Annotated in this window: 15 protein-coding genes; 14 read left to right on the plus strand and 1 reads right to left on the minus strand. The window is 66.0% G+C overall.

Annotation, left to right across the window (positions count from 1 at the left end; all coding sequences use genetic code 11):
* The 8 genes from MJ602_RS02520 to hslU all read left to right on the plus strand — a co-directional run.
* Positions 1–604 (plus strand): MotA/TolQ/ExbB proton channel family protein (locus tag MJ602_RS02520; protein ID WP_423246678.1); only part of this gene is annotated, 604 nt, incomplete at its 5' end.
* Positions 597–950, plus strand: a complete 354-nt coding sequence (locus tag MJ602_RS02525; protein WP_243019280.1) for a DUF2149 domain-containing protein — start codon at positions 597–599, stop codon at positions 948–950. The genes MJ602_RS02520 and MJ602_RS02525, both read left to right, overlap by 8 nt.
* Before the next feature lie 27 nt (positions 951–977).
* A complete protein-coding gene (locus MJ602_RS02530; protein WP_243019281.1) occupies positions 978–2,198 on the plus strand; it encodes a class I SAM-dependent rRNA methyltransferase in 1,221 nt (406 codons plus the stop codon).
* Between the two features lie 153 nt (positions 2,199–2,351).
* Positions 2,352–3,452, plus strand: a complete 1,101-nt coding sequence (locus tag MJ602_RS02535) for a CobW family GTP-binding protein (RefSeq protein WP_162017383.1) — start codon at positions 2,352–2,354, stop codon at positions 3,450–3,452.
* A 164-nt stretch (positions 3,453–3,616) separates the two neighbouring features.
* Positions 3,617–4,330 carry an RNA polymerase-binding protein DksA gene (dksA, locus tag MJ602_RS02540; protein ID WP_162017382.1) on the plus strand — a complete coding sequence of 238 codons (714 nt, stop codon included), beginning with the start codon at positions 3,617–3,619 and terminating at the stop codon, positions 4,328–4,330.
* A 45-nt stretch (positions 4,331–4,375) separates the two neighbouring features.
* A complete protein-coding gene (locus MJ602_RS02545; protein WP_243019282.1) occupies positions 4,376–6,121 on the plus strand; it encodes an STAS domain-containing protein in 1,746 nt (581 codons plus the stop codon).
* Positions 6,122–6,326: 205 nt separating this feature from the next.
* Positions 6,327–6,890, plus strand: coding sequence for an ATP-dependent protease subunit HslV (gene hslV / locus MJ602_RS02550; RefSeq protein WP_162017380.1), 564 nt, complete (start codon positions 6,327–6,329; stop codon positions 6,888–6,890).
* 84 nt (positions 6,891–6,974) lie between these two features.
* Positions 6,975–8,297: an ATP-dependent protease ATPase subunit HslU gene (hslU, locus tag MJ602_RS02555; protein ID WP_162017379.1), complete on the plus strand. Its 1,323-nt coding sequence runs from the start codon at positions 6,975–6,977 to the stop codon at positions 8,295–8,297.
* On the opposite strand, the gene MJ602_RS02560 is transcribed toward hslU, so the two are convergent.
* Positions 8,287–8,655, minus strand: coding sequence for a hypothetical protein (locus MJ602_RS02560; RefSeq protein ID WP_243019283.1), 369 nt, complete (start codon positions 8,653–8,655; stop codon positions 8,287–8,289). The genes hslU and MJ602_RS02560 overlap by 11 nt on opposite strands.
* Here MJ602_RS02560 and mraZ point away from each other — a divergent pair.
* The 6 genes from mraZ to MJ602_RS02590 are packed head-to-tail and all read left to right on the plus strand — an operon-like array spanning position 8,647 to position 14,952.
* Positions 8,647–9,075: a division/cell wall cluster transcriptional repressor MraZ gene (mraZ, locus tag MJ602_RS02565; protein WP_162018150.1), complete on the plus strand. Its 429-nt coding sequence runs from the start codon at positions 8,647–8,649 to the stop codon at positions 9,073–9,075. The two genes, MJ602_RS02560 and mraZ, sit on opposite strands and share 9 nt — an antisense overlap.
* A gap of 7 nt (positions 9,076–9,082) precedes the next feature.
* Positions 9,083–10,012, plus strand: coding sequence for a 16S rRNA (cytosine(1402)-N(4))-methyltransferase RsmH (gene rsmH, locus MJ602_RS02570; protein WP_423246679.1), 930 nt, complete (start codon positions 9,083–9,085; stop codon positions 10,010–10,012).
* Positions 10,009–10,305, plus strand: a complete 297-nt coding sequence (gene ftsL / locus MJ602_RS02575; RefSeq protein WP_162017377.1) for a cell division protein FtsL — start codon at positions 10,009–10,011, stop codon at positions 10,303–10,305. Before rsmH ends, ftsL begins: the two co-directional genes overlap by 4 nt.
* On the plus strand, positions 10,302–12,047 hold the full coding sequence (locus MJ602_RS02580) for a peptidoglycan D,D-transpeptidase FtsI family protein (protein ID WP_162017376.1): 1,746 nt from the start codon (positions 10,302–10,304) through the stop codon (positions 12,045–12,047). The genes ftsL and MJ602_RS02580 overlap by 4 nt, the downstream gene beginning before the upstream one ends.
* Positions 12,044–13,534 carry a UDP-N-acetylmuramoyl-L-alanyl-D-glutamate--2,6-diaminopimelate ligase gene (locus tag MJ602_RS02585; protein WP_243019285.1) on the plus strand — a complete coding sequence of 497 codons (1,491 nt, stop codon included), beginning with the start codon at positions 12,044–12,046 and terminating at the stop codon, positions 13,532–13,534. Before MJ602_RS02580 ends, MJ602_RS02585 begins: the two co-directional genes overlap by 4 nt.
* A complete protein-coding gene (locus tag MJ602_RS02590) occupies positions 13,531–14,952 on the plus strand; it encodes a UDP-N-acetylmuramoyl-tripeptide--D-alanyl-D-alanine ligase (RefSeq protein WP_243019286.1) in 1,422 nt (473 codons plus the stop codon). The genes MJ602_RS02585 and MJ602_RS02590 overlap by 4 nt, the downstream gene beginning before the upstream one ends.
* Positions 14,953–14,960 lie beyond the last annotated feature (8 nt).

Genomic DNA, 14,960 nt, shown 5'->3' on the forward strand with positions numbered 1-14,960 from the left:
TGCTTGTCACTCATCTCTGAACTCCTTGTCGGTATTTTCAACAAGGGTTAAGAACTCCACTTTCCAGGGGCAACCTCAGTTCTTCCTCACCCCGGTACTGGTGCTGCTGTGCCTGATGTTCGTCTATGCCCTGTTCAGCCTGGGGCAGGTGCTGGTCGAGGCCGTGGCACGCGCGCGCCTGCCGCAGGGCCAGCAGCCGCTGCACCGCTACTGGCAGCGCAATGCCCACCTGGGCAGCGACGGGTTGGAACTGTACGTGCTCAAGCAGCTCGAACTGCAGCGCATCGTCAGCCGCGTGGCGCCGCTGCTCGGGCTGGTGGCCACCATGATCCCCATGGGACCGGCCCTGGTGGCCGTGGCGGCCGGCAACACGCAGGGCATGGCGCAGAACCTGGTGGTGGCCTTCGCCGCCGTGATCGTGGCATTGCTGGCGGCCGCCATCACCTTTGTGGTGCAGACGCTGCGCAAGCGCTGGCTCATGGAGGAGCTCAATGTGCTGCTCATTGGCCTGGACGCTGCGCCCGTGGCCGTGCCAACGCCTGCGCACGGCCATGCACACGATGCGGTGCCCTCGCGCGCCACCCGGGAGCTGGCCCATGGCTGAATCCCGCCGCATGCGCATCGACATCCTGGGCGACTCCGACGAGGACGATCCCATCCTCAGCGTGGTCAACATCATCGACGTGTTCCTGGTGGTGATTGCCGTGCTGCTCATCGCCGTGGCCGAGAACCCGCTCAACCCCTTTGCCTCGCAGGACGTGGTGGTCATCAAGAACGCGGGCAAGCCCAACATGGAAATGCTGGTCAAGGAAGGCAACGAGCTCAAGCAGTACCAGTCCTCGGGCCAGATTGGCGAAGGCCGGGGCATGAAGGCCGGGGTGGCCTACCGCATGAAGGATGGCAGCATGGTCTATGTGCCCGAGACGGGGGCGGATGCCCCAAAGCGCTGACCGATGGCGACGGGCGACAATCCGGGGATGAAAACGATTCGCCTACGCCCCGGCAAAGAGCGCTCACTGCAGCGTCGCCACCCCTGGATTTTTGAAAGCGCCATCGCCAAGGGCGGCGGCGACAGCGGCGAAACCGTGCGCGTGGAATCGCACGAGGGCCAGTTCCTGGCCTGGGCGGCGTTCAGCCCACAGTCGCGCATCCGCGCGCGGGTGTGGAGCTTTGACGAGGCGCAGCGCATCGATGCTCCTTTTTTCATAGCTGCTTGCGCCCGTGCAATAAGCGCTAGAGTCCGATTTGACATACAAAGCAACGGCGTGCGCCTGGTGCATGGCGAATCGGACGGTCTGCCCGGCCTGGTGGTGGACCGCTACGGCGATACGCTGGTGGCGCAGTTCACCAGCGCGGGCACCGAGCGCTGGAAGGGCGTGCTGGCCGACGCGCTGCTCCAGGCCACGGGTCTGACGCGCCTGTACGAGCGCTCGGACGCCAGCGTGCGCCAGCTCGAAGGGCTGGAGAGCAGCACCGGCTGGCTGCGCGGCGGCCCGGCGGCCGGGGGTGAGGCGCCCCCGCTGGAGTTGGAGATCCACGAGCACCAGTGGCTTCTCACGCTGAACATCGCCGAGGGCCACAAGACCGGTTTCTACCTGGACCAGCGCGACAGCCGCAAGCGCTTTGCCGACTGCGTGCAGCGCCTGGGGCTGCGCCGTGTGCTCAATTGCTATTGCTATACCGGGGGCTTTTCGGTGGCGGCGCTGGCGGGCCAGCGCGCGGCCGGGGTGGAGGACGGCGAGGTGGTGTCCATCGACTCGTCTGGCCCGGCGCTGGAGCGGGCGCGCGCGCATGTGGCACTCAATGGCTTCGACGTGGCCCGTGCCACGTTTCTGGATGCCGATGTGAACGCCTCGCTGCGCCAGTTTCTGCGCGAAGGGCGGCGCTTTGACGCCATCGTGCTCGACCCGCCGAAGTTCGCCCCCACGGTCACGCACGCCGAACGCGCCGCGCGCGCCTACAAGGACATCAACCGCCTGGCGCTGCAGCTGCTGGAGCCCGGCGGTGTGCTCTACACCTTCTCGTGCTCGGGCGGCATCAGCGCCGACCTGTTCCACAAGATCGTCGCCTCGGCCGGGGCCGATGCGGGGGTGGACGGCTACATCCTGGAGCGCCTGGGTGGGGCGCCCGACCACCCCATGACGCTGGAATTTCCCGAAGGGGAATACCTCAAGGGCCTGGCCGTGATGCGCAAGTGAGTACGAATGCTATAAAAATAATAGCTGCTTGCGCTTGATGTGAAAGCGCCAGAGGCACAAATCACTCAAAGTTCATACAGCCCCTGCGCACAGGGGCTTGACAGCTCGGCTACAGTTTTTGGGTTGTCTCCCGTATTTCTCCCAAGGCTTCTCATGTCCCTCATCCCCGTCACCATCCTCACCGGCTTCCTGGGCTCGGGCAAGACCACCTTGCTCAAGCGTGTGCTGTCCGAAGTCCACGGCCAGAAGATCGCCGTCATCGAAAACGAGTTCGGTGAGGAGAACATCGACAACGACATCCTCGTGACCGACAGCGAGGAGCAGATCGTGCAGATGAGCAATGGCTGCATCTGCTGCACCATCCGCGAAGACCTGCGCGAAACCCTGCAATTGCTGGCTGCCAAGCGCCGCAAAGGCATGCTGGCTTTTGACCGCGTGGTCATCGAGACCACGGGTCTGGCCGACCCCGGCCCGGTGGTGCAGACTTTCTTCATGGACGACGAGATCGCCGAAACCTACCTGGTGGACTCCATCCTCACCCTGGTGGACGCCAAGCATGCCCAGCAGCAGCTCGACGATCGCCAGGAGGCGCGCCGCCAGGTGGGCTTTGCCGATCAGATCTTTCTGTCCAAGACCGACCTGGTCAGCGCCGAAGAAGTGGACGCGCTCATCCACCGCCTCAAGCACATGAACCCGCGTGCGCCGATCAAGGCGGTGCACTTTGGCGAGGTGCCGCTGTCCGAGGTGCTGGACCTGCGCGGTTTCAATCTCAACGCCAAGCTGGACATCGACCCCGATTTCCTCAAGGAAGAGGACGACCACAGCCACTGCGACCATGACCATGGGCAGTGCGAGCATGGCCATGACCACGGGCACCACCATCACCACGACCATGCGCATGGCGAGCACTGCAACCACCCCTCGCACCAGCATGGCCGCCACCATCACCACGATGACGACGTCAAGAGCTTTGTCTATCGCGCCGAGCGTGCCTTTGACCCGGCCAAGCTGGAAGACTTTCTGGGCGCCATCGTCAACATCTACGGCCCGCGCATGCTGCGCTACAAGGGCGTGCTGCACATGAAGGGCACTGAGCGCAAGGTCATCTTTCAGGGCGTGCACCAGCTCATGGGCAGCGACCTGGGGCCGCAGTGGGCCGAGGGCGAGAAGCGCCAGAGCAAGATGGTGTTCATCGGCATCGAGCTGCCGCGCGACATTCTGGAGCAGGGCCTGGACCAGTGCCTGGTCGCCTGATGCAGCGCCAGCGGTGTGGGGAATGCACAACGCCTGCCCCCAAGCAAGACAGTGCCTATACAATCGCGCCCCGGTAAAGCCAAGGGCATACTACGATCAAACCTCCCGCAGGTGGCGCCGCACCGCCACCGAAGCGGGAAGCCCGTACCGCGAGGAGACAGGACGTGAACGCTGCACCCAGCAAACCCAAGGCCCCTGCAAAGGCGTCTTCCACCGCGGCCTCACCGGCCCCGGCAAAAGTCAGCGCCAAGGCGGCTCCAGCGTCGCCTGACGGCTTGCCCGTGCGCAGTGCTCGGCCTTCTTCCCGCCTGGCCCAATTGACCGTACCATCCATTCAGCAGTCTGTCGCTTCGACGGCTGCCAAAGCGAGTTACACGAATACCATGCCCACCACCCTGCAAGCCCCGCGTGCTGCGGCCCCCAAAAAGGACCCCAAGCTGGCCAACCACTGGAAGACCAAGCCCTTGGAGGAACTGACCGACGCCGACATCCTCGCCATGCCCGACAGCGAGTACATGAACGACGTCCAGATGGCCTATTTCCGCCGCAAGCTGGTGCAACTCAAGCAGGACATGCACAACAACGCAGGTGAAACCACCGAGCACCTGCGTGAGGACACCGTGGTCGTGCCCGACCCGGCAGACCGTGCCACCATCGAAGAAGAACACGCCCTGGAGCTGCGCACCCGTGACCGCGAGCGCAAGCTGCTCAAGAAGATCGAGCAGTCCATCTCGCGCATCGACGCTGGCGACTACGGTTACTGCGACGAAACCGGCGAACCCATTGGCGTGGGCCGCCTGCTGGCCCGACCCACGGCCACGCTCTCGCTGGAAGCGCAGCAGCGCCGCGAGCTCAAGCAAAAGATGTTTGGTGATTGACGGGGAACTCCTTTTGAGCCTCTGCCGCGCAGTACGCAAGCCATCATGAGCAAGGAAGACAACCCCTCCTCCGGCGGTGGCCTCCTGTCCAAGGTGGTGCGTTTCGTGCGCAACCCCACGGTCAACTGGTCGGAGCTGGACTCCATCCAGGACGACAAGGAGAGCCAGTACAGCAAGCAGATGCTCAAGGAGATGATCGAGCGCAAGCGGCGCAACGACTTTGTGCGCCGCCGTGAATTCGATCAGCTGCGCAAACTGCGCCAGCGCGATGCCCTGAGCGGCCAGCGCACGGCCGATCCGGCGGCCCGACCCTCGTTCTTCCAGAGCAGCCTCACCTCGCCTGGCGAGCGTGCCGTCACGATCAAGAAGATCGACGAGATCGAGGCGCAGATGTCCATGCAGTGGTGGAAGAGCAAACAGGCGGGTGACAACCCCGAAGGTGCGGCCCCTGTGCAGGCGGGCGATGCCCTGGCAGACGCGACCACCGTGCCGGCCCACCCCAATGCCTACGCCCCGACGGCTCCCCTGGCTCTGCCACCCACCCCTCCCGCACGCACGGCGCCCGAGCCGCTGTTCGCGGGCGACAGCCTGGCCGCACAGGAAACCTCCCTGCCGCTGGAGGAGCCCGATGCGGCCACATGGAACATGGGGGGGGCAGGTACCTCGGCACCACCGGCCGCACCGGCCTTGGAGAAATTCGTGCACGAACCCGACCTCGAAGAAGCCGCCATCCGCTTTGCCAACGGCGATTACGCGGGCGCAGAGGCGGGCCTGCTGGAAGTGCTGGAGCGCCACAGCGCCGACGAAGCCGATGCCCAGTTCGAGATCTGGATGACGCTGTTCGACCTGTACCGCGCCACAGGCCAGCAGGACCGTTTTGACGCGCTGGCCATCGACTTTGCCGGGCGCTTTGCGCGCTCTGCGCCGCTGTGGTTTTCTATCCCCGAACAATTGGGCCTGCAGGCTGCCGTGAAGGCAGAGGCCACCGCAGTGCCCCAGCGTGAATTCAGCTGGAATGCACCGGCCGCCATGACGCTGCAGTCGGTGGCTGCGTTGCAGGCATCCATCAATCGCTCGGCCTCGCCCTGGACCCTGACCTGGACGCGGCTCAAGTCCATTGAAGACACGGCGCTGACCGCATTGGCCAACGAGTTCACCCGCTGGGCGGACATGAAGGGGCAGTTTGTGTTCACGGGCTCGCAAGCGCTGCTGACCTTGCTGCAGGAGTGCACCCAGTCGGGTAACCGCGAGACCAACCCGGAATGGTGGCGCCTGCGCATGGCGATGTTGCGCTTCATGGGCCAGGCCGACGAGTTCGAAATGGTGGCCTTGGATTACTGCGTCACCTACGAAGTGTCGCCTCCCTCCTGGGCCAACCCGCTGTGCGGCTACAGCGACGATTCCACCCCCGAGGTCGCGCCTGCGCCCGCCCCGGCCCAGGATCTGGTTGCGCGGCCGCACTGGAAAGACAGCACCACCCCGGCGCCGCTCACGGGTTTTGGCGATTCGGTGCCTGCGCTGGCCGGGCTGACCGGCCATATCGAGGGCGACGCCACCCACCTGCTCGAAGGCATGCAGGACCATGTGCCTGCGGGCCAGCCGCTGGCCATCCCGTGCGACAAGCTCATCCGCATCGACTTCACCGCTGCGGGCTCGGTGCTCAACTGGGCGGCCCAGCAGCAGGCCCAGGGGCGCGAAGTGCAGTTCCACAACCTGCACCGCCTGGTGGCGGTGCTGTTCAACGTGCTCGGTGTCAACGAGCATGCCTGGGTGCTGCCGCGGAAGAATTAGCGTACTCCCCCCTGAGGCCCTTCGGGCCTTCCCCCCTCTCTCGAATCGCTGCGCGATTCGGGAGGGGGGACGCTCCCGGCGCGGCGGGGCGGCCCTTGCGCGGGAGCCTTGGTCTGGGGTGTGCCAGTGTCACGCGGCACTGGAAGCGGCTTCACCACTAAAAACTGACTTGTATTGACGGTGGGCGCCCCCACCTAAGCGCCCTATGACCGCATCCAACGAATCCCCGGTGTTCCACGGAACCACCATCCTCAGCGTGCGCCGCCAAACCCCGCAGGGCGTGCAGGTGGCCATTGGCGGCGACGGCCAGGTCACGCTGGGCAATATCGTCGTCAAGGGCACGGCGCGCAAGGTGCGCAAGCTGCACCATGGCAAGGTGCTGGCGGGCTTTGCCGGCGCCACGGCCGACGCCTTCACGCTGTTCGAACGCTTTGAAGCCAAGCTGGACAAGCACCAGGGCCACCTGGTGCGCGCCGCCATCGAGCTGACCAAGGACTGGCGCACCGACCGCGTGCTGCGCCGCCTGGAGGCCATGCTCGCCGTGGCCGACCGCGAGGCCTCCCTCATCATCACCGGCAACGGCGACGTGCTGGAGCCCGAACAAGGCATCGTGGCCATCGGTTCGGGAGGCGCCTATGCCCATTCGGCCGCCAAGGCGCTGCTGACCAACACCGAACTGGGCGCCGAAGACATCGTGCGCAAGTCCCTGGCCATTGCCGGTGAACTGTGCATCTACACCAACATGCACCACACGATTGAAACCCTTTAAGGGAATTTCGTTTGCTATCAAAATAATAGCTGTCTGCGCTTATTTTATAAGCGCTATGTGCCTATTTGATTGGAATTTCTCTCCATGTCTTCCATGACCCCCCAGGAAATCGTCTCCGAACTGGACCGCCACATCGTCGGCCAGTCCAAGGCCAAGCGGGCCGTGGCCATTGCGCTGCGCAATCGCTGGCGCCGCCAGCAGGTGCAGGAGCCGCTGCGCCATGAGATCACGCCCAAGAACATCCTCATGATCGGCCCCACGGGCGTGGGCAAGACCGAAATCGCGCGCCGCCTGGCGCGCCTGGCCGATGCGCCCTTCATCAAGGTCGAAGCCACCAAGTTCACCGAGGTGGGCTATGTGGGCAAGGACGTGGACACCATCATCCGCGACCTGATGGAAGTGGCCGTCAAGCAGGAGCGCGAGGTGCAGACGCGCCAGGTGCGCACGCGCGCCGAAGACGCGGCCGAGGAGCGCATCCTGGACGTGCTCATCCCCGTGGCGCGCACGCCCGGCAGCGAGCCGCCGCCCGACAGCACCGCACGCCAGGTGTTCCGCAAGAAGCTGCGCGAGGGCCAACTCGACGACAAGGAAATCGAGATCGACCTGGCCGAGGCCCGCCCACAGCTCGAAATCATGGGCCCAGCGGGCATGGAGGACATGGCCGAGCAGCTGCGCGGCATGTTCAGCCAGATCGGGCAGGGCAAGCGCAAGACGCGCAAGCTCAGCATTGCCGAAGCCCGGCGCCAGCTCGTCGAGGAAGAGGCGGCCAAGCTGGTCAACGAGGAAGAGATCAAGCAGCGCGCCCTGCTCAGCGCCGAGCAGAACGGCATCGTGTTCATCGACGAGATCGACAAGGTGGCCGCGCGCCAGGAGAGCAGCGGCGCCGATGTGTCACGCCAGGGCGTGCAGCGCGACCTGCTGCCGCTGGTGGAAGGCACCACGGTGCACACCAAGTACGGCATGGTCAAGACCGACCATATCCTGTTCATTGCCTCCGGAGCTTTCCACCTGGCCAAGCCCAGCGACCTGATTCCCGAGTTGCAGGGGCGCTTTCCGATCCGCGTGGAGCTCGACTCGCTTTCGGTGCAGGACTTTGAAGCCATCCTCACGCAGACGCACGCCTCGCTGGTGCGCCAGTACCAGGCGCTGCTGGCCACCGAGGGCGTGGCGCTGGAGTTCACGCCCGAAGGCATCACCCGCCTGGCGCACATTGCCTTCGAGGTCAACGAACGCACCGAGAACATCGGCGCGCGCCGCCTGTCCACGGTGATGGAGCGTTTGCTCGACGAGGTGAGCTTTGACGCCGCGCACCGAGCGGGCCAGACGGTGGCCATCGACGCAGCCTACGTCGATGCGCGCCTGCAGGCGCTGTCGCAGGACGAAGACCTTTCGCGCTTCATTTTGTAAGATCACGAACACGTTCTAAGTGCCTTTTCGGTGCGGGCCGCCCGTTCCCTTGGGGGAGCGGGCGGCCTCTGTCTTTGGAATGCTGCAAAAAGGCAGACTGTCCACATGCCTCAGGTGTTACTTTCATTGGCGCGTCTAACTGCTTTGTGTAAAAGGTTTTTTGCCTGACATGCACATGCAAAACAGCGCCTAAGTCCTTGATTTCATTGCAAGAAGTTGTTGCAAACCCTGTTGCGAACGCTGCTTTTCCTGCTACAGTGCAAAAAAGTGCAATTAGGTGGTGAAAAGTGCCATTTCCGGTCTGTGGCAAGCCGGCAATGGATTCAATCAACAGCAAGGGGTCGGTGCAGTGTTTCAAGGGGCGTCTTCGCTCAGTCTGGATGCGAAGGGTCGGCTTTCTGTGCCGACCCGGCACCGTGACGTCCTGAGCGCCACCGCCGCCGGCCAGCTCACCATCACCAAGCATCCGCACGGCTGCCTCATGGTGTTTCCTCGCCCCGAGTGGGAGAAGTTCCGCGAGCGCATTGCGGCGCTGCCCATGTCGGCCCAGTGGTGGAAGCGCATCTTCCTGGGCAACGCCATGGACGTGGACATGGACGCCACCGGCCGCGTGCTCATCTCGCCCGAACTGCGCCAAGCCGCGGGCATCACCAAGGACGCCATGCTGCTGGGCATGGGCGAGCACTTCGAGCTGTGGGACAAGGCCACCTATGACGCCCAGGAGGCGCAGGCCATGCAGGGCGACATGCCCGATGTGTTCAAGGACTTCTCTTTCTGAGGCGCGCTTGACCACCACGGCTGCACACACCACCGTACTGCTGGACGAAGCGGTCGATGCGCTCCTGGCGGGCGCGGGCGACGCGCCTGCGGGCCAGTGGGTCGATGCCACTTTCGGGCGCGGAGGGCATTCGCGGCGCATCCTCTCACGGCTCTCGCCCCAGGGGCGTCTGCTGGCCTTCGACAAGGACCCCGAAGCCATCCAAGAAGCAGCGCGCATCCAGGATGCGCGTTTTTCCATTCGGCATGAAGGTTTTCGCCATCTGGCCGACCTGCCGGTCGGCAGCGCCGCTGGCGTGCTGATGGACCTCGGCGTGAGTTCGCCCCAGATCGATACCCCCGAACGGGGTTTCAGTTTCCGTTTCGATGGCCCGCTGGACATGCGCATGGACACCACGCGCGGACAAAGCGTGGCCGAGTGGCTGGCCAGTGCCGAAGTAGGGCAGATTGCGGAGGTGATACGTGAATACGGTGAAGAACGGTTTGCTGGCCCCATTGCAAAGGCGATTGTTGCTCGGCGGCAGGAACGGGGTCCTGTTGCATCCACCGCAGAACTGGCCGACCTCGTGGCTGGCGCGGTCAAAACCCGCGAGCCGGGCCAGAACCCTGCAACGCGCACATTTCAAGCTCTTCGGATTTTCATCAACGCCGAGCTTGAAGAGCTGCAACAGGCGCTAGAGGCCAGCCTGTCGGTGCTGCGGCCTGGCGGGCGGCTGGTCGTCATCAGCTTCCACTCGCTGGAGGACCGCATCGTCAAGCAGTTCATCGCGCAGCACTCCAAGGAGGTGTACGACCGCCGTGCCCCCTTTGCCGCGCCGCAACCCATGCGGCTCAAGGCGCTGGCGCGCATCAAGCCCGGTGCCGCCGAGGTGGCGGCCAACCCACGCGCGCGCAGCGCCGTGATGCGCGTGGCCGAGCGTACCGAGGTGCCGGCATGACGCGCCTGAACATCGCACTGCTGCTTGCGGTGATTGCCAGTGCGCTGTACCTGGTGCACACGCAGTACGCATCGCGCCAGCTTTATACCGAGCTGGACCGCGCCAACGCCGAGGCGCGGCGCCTGGAAACCGAGCAGCAGCGTCTGCAGGTGGAAAAGCGCGCCCAGGCCACGCCGCTGCGGGTGGAGCAGCTTGCGCGTGCGCGCCTGCAGATGCGCACGGCCACGCCGGCCATCACGCAGTACGTGGTGAATCCCCTGCCCACACCGGCCGCATCCGAGGTGCAGCGATGAGCCGCAGTGTGTTGTACGCCACCAGCCCGCTGCTGGCCAGCAAGACGCCGGTCTGGCGCAGCAAGTTCATCGTGGGCATGATCGCCCTGGGCTTTGTGGGCCTGGGCCTGCGCGCGGCCTACGTGCAGGTGGTGGGCAACGAATTCTTCCAGCGCCAGGGCGAGGTGCGCTTTGCGCGGACGCTGGAGCTGCCCGCCAACCGGGGGCGCATCCTGGATCGCAATGGTCTCATCCTGGCCTCCAGCGTGCCTGCGGCCAGCATTTGGGCCATTCCCGAGGACGTTGCGCACGACGATCCCCAGGTGCGCGCCAAGCTCAAGGAACTCGCCCGGCTCATGGGCATGCCGCTCAAGGACCTGATGGGCAAGCTGGCCGACGAGGACAAGACCTTCGTCTGGATCAAGCGCCAGCTCGACTGGGACCTGGGCCAGCAGATCGTGGCCCTGGGCATCAAGGGCATCTACCTGCGCAAGGAATACAAGCGCGAGTACCCCGAGGGCGAGGCCGCAGCCCATGTGGTGGGCTTCACCAACGTCGAGGACAAGGGCCAGGAGGGCATGGAGCTGGCCTTCAATGACCTGCTGGCCGGCAAGCCGGGCTCACGCCGCGTGATCAAGGACCGCCTGGGCCGCGTGGTCGATGGCGTGGGAGAGATCAGCCCGCCGGTCGATGGGCGCGACATGCAGTTGTCCATCGACAGCAAAGTTCAATTCTTTGCTTACCAGAAGCTGCGCGACCAGGTGCAGGCGCACAAGGCCAAGGGGGGCAGCGTGGTGGTGCTCGATGCCGTGACGGGCGAGGTGCTGGCCCTGGCCAACTACCCCAGCTACGCTCCCGACAAGCGCCAGAACCTCTCGGGCGAGCAGCTGCGCAACCGCGCGCTGACCGACACCTTCGAGCCCGGCTCGACCATGAAGCCCTTCACCATTGCGCTGGCACTGGAGACCGGGCGCGTGCGGCCCCAGACGGTCATCGATACCTCGCCAGGGCGTCTGACCATCACCGGATCGACCATTTCGGACACGCACAACTACGGCGCACTCACCGTGGAGGGTGTGATCCAGAAGTCCAGCAACGTGGGCACCACCAAGATCGCCATGCAGATGCCCGCGCGCGAGATGTGGGAAACCTTCTCGGCCGCCGGTTTCGGGCAAAAACCCCAGCTCGGGTTCCCCGGCGTGGTGAGCGGTCGCCTGCGCCCGTACAAGACCTGGCGCCCCATCGAGCAGGCCACCATGTCCTATGGCTATGGTCTCTCGGCCAGCCTGTTCCAGATGGCGCGTTCCTACACCGTGTTTGCGCACCAGGGGCAGATCATCCCGGCCACCATGCTCAAGAGCAGCGAACCGGTCGTGGGCGTGCCCGTGTTCTCGCCCAAGACGGCCGACGCCGTGCGCAAGATGCTGCAGATGGCCGCGGGCCCAGGTGGCACGGGCCAGAAGGCGCAGACCCTGGGCTACTCCGTGGGCGGCAAGTCGGGTACCGCGCGCAAGCAGGTGGGCAAGAGCTACGCCACCAACAAGTACCGTGCCTGGTTCACCGGCATGGCGCCCATCGACCGGCCACGCATCATCGTCGCGGTGATGATCGATGAGCCCAGCAACGGCGTGTACTACGGCGGTGCGGTGGCAGCACCCGTGTTCAGCGAAGTGGTGCAGCAGACGCTGCGCATGATGGGCGTGCAGCCCGACATGGACGTCAAGCCGCAGATCGTGGCCGAGGTGGTGGAGGAGCCGCTGTGATCCGCACCCTGACCGATTTCCACGAGGCCGTGCAGTGGCTGCGCGCGCGCGTCACCGGCACGCTGCACACCGACAGCCGCCGCATCGCGCCGGGGGATGGCTTCATCGCCTGGCCCGGCGCTGCCACCGACGGCCGTGCCCATGTGCGCGACGCCCTGGTGCGCGGCGCCACGGCCTGCCTGGTCGAGCATGAGGGCGTGCTGCCCTACGCCTTTGCGGGCGACGACATCGCCGCGCTGCCCCGCCTCAAGCAGGCCACCGGCGACATCGCTGCCGCCTGGTTCGGCCAGCCCAGCCAGGCGCTGAAGGTGGTGGCCGTCACGGGCACCAACGGCAAGACCAGCACCACCTGGTGGTTGGCGCAGGCACTATCGAATCAGGAGCATTCAGCGCTTGGCCCATGTGCCCTGGTGGGTACTTTGGGTGTGGGGCTTGCCGGGCGCCTGGAGTCCACGGGCATGACCACGCCAGACCCTGTGCTGCTGCAGCGCGCCTTCCGGCAGTTTGCCGATGCCGGTGCGCGCTCGTGCGCCATCGAGGCCTCCTCCATCGGCCTGGCCGAGCACCGGCTGGTGGGCACGCGCATTCCCGTGGCGGTGTTCACCAACTTCACGCAAGACCACCTGGACTATCACGCCAGCATGGAGGCCTACTGGCAGGCCAAGGCCGCGCTGTTCGACTGGCCTGGCCTGCGTGCCGCTGCCATCAACATCGACGACCCCCAGGGTGCCGCCCTGCATGCAGCCTTGCAGGGGCGTGGCATCGACCTGTGGAGCCTCTCGCAGCACACGGCCGCCCGCCTGAGCGCCACCGAGGTCACGCTGGGTGAGGGCGGCCTGCGTTTTTGTGTGTGCGAAGGGGAACGCAGCCTGATGCTGCAAACGCAGGTGATCGGCAGCTACAACGTCTCCAACCTGCTGGGCGTGATTGCCGCGCAGCGCGCCCTGGGCGTGCCCTTGGAGCAGGCCGTGCGTGCCTGCGAACAGTTGCAGCCCGTGCCGGGCCGCATGGAGCGCATCGTGCATCCCGGCCAACCGCTGGTGGCCGTGGACTACGCCCACACCCCCGACGCCCTGCAGCAGGCCCTGCAAGCCCTGCGACCGTTGGCGCAAGAGCGTGGCGGCCAGCTCTGGTGCGTGTTTGGCTGCGGTGGCGACCGCGACGCGGGCAAGCGCCCGCTGATGGGCGGCATTGCGCAGCGTCACGCCGACTGGGTCGTGGTGACCAGCGACAACCCGCGCAGCGAGCGGCCTGCCGACATCCTGCACCAGATCCTGCTGGGCACCATTGCCGGGGAAACCGTGCGCGCCGAACCGGACCGCGCTGCCGCCATTGGTTTGGCCCTGCAAGAGGCCGATGCGCGCGATGTGGTGCTCATCGCAGGCAAGGGCCACGAGGACTATCAAGAAACGGCGGGCGTGCGACAGCCATTCTCGGACATGGCACAAGCCATCACAGCACTCCAGCGCCGAGGAGGCACCCCATGACGGGCATGACCTTGCAGCAGGTTTTCGCCTGGATCCAGTCACGCGAGCCGCGTGCACGCCTGGTGGGCGATGGCGCCACGCCCCTGGACCGCGTGCACACGGACACGCGCACCCTGCAGCCGGGCGATCTGTTCGTGGCCCTGCGCGGTGAGCGATTTGACGCCCACGACTTTCTGGCCCAGGCCCGCGCCAGCGGCGCCGTGGCCGCCCTTGCCGAGCGCGGCCTGCAGGCCGCCGGGCTGCCGGGCATCGAAGTGCCCGACAGCCTGCAGGCCCTGGGCCACCTGGCTGCTGCGTGGCGTGCGCAGTTCAACCTGCCCCTGATCGCGGTCACCGGCAGCAATGGCAAGACCACGGTCACACAGATGATTGCCGCCATCCTGCAGGCGCACGCGCAGGATGCCGCGTTTGCCACGCGCGGCAACCTCAACAACGCCATCGGCGTACCGCAAACCCTGCTGCGCCTGAACGCCTCGCACCGCGTGGGCGTGGTCGAGCTGGGCATGAACCACCCCGGCGAGATCGCCCTGCTGGCACGCATTGCCCAGCCCACCGTGGCCCTGGTGAACAACGCGCAGCGCGAGCACCTGGAATTCATGCACACCGTGCAGGCCGTGGCCGAAGAAAACGGCTCGGTGCTGGCCGCGCTGCCCGAAGACGGCGTGGCCGTGTTTCCGGCGGGCGATGCCTACACCGCGCTGTGGCAGCACCTGGCGGCGGGGCGGCGTTGCATCACCTTTGGTGGTGCGCAGGCCGATGTGCGCTGCACACAGGCCCAGTGGCAGGGCGGCGCCTGGCAGGTCATCCTGGCCACGCCGCAAGGGCCGCTGGAATGTGCGCTGCACATTGCGGGCCGCCACAACGTGACCAACGCCCAGGCCGCCGCAGCCTGCGCATTGGCGGCGGGCGTGCCATTGGACGCCATTGCGCGCGGCCTGAGCGCGTTCGCGCCGGTCAAGGGCCGTTCGCGTGCGCTGGGTGTGCGCTGCGGCGAGCGCACCGTCACCGTGGTGGACGACAGCTACAACGCCAACCCGGACTCCATGCACGCCGCCATCGAGGTGCTGGCCGAACTGCCCGCGCCGCGCCTGCTGGTGCTGGGCGATATGGGCGAGGTGGGCGACCAGGGGCCGCAGTTCCACGCCGAGGCCGGGGGCCATGCGCGTGCACGCGGCATCGAGCGGCTGTACGCGCTGGGCACGCTGTCGCGGCACACCGCGCAGGCCTTTGGCACGGCCACGCATTTTGACGACATGGCATCGCTGTTGGCAGCGGTGCGGCAGGCGCTGCCCGAGGTGGGCAGCGTGCTGGTGAAGGGATCGCGATTCATGAAGATGGAACAGGTGGTGGAGGCATTGACCTCCACCGCGCAAGCCGCCGCTGCGGCGCAGGAGGCCGACCATGGCACGACGCATTGAAACCGGTC

This window comes from Simplicispira sedimenti (genome assembly GCF_022760965.1).
GTDB lineage: Bacteria > Pseudomonadota > Gammaproteobacteria > Burkholderiales > Burkholderiaceae_C > Simplicispira > Simplicispira sedimenti.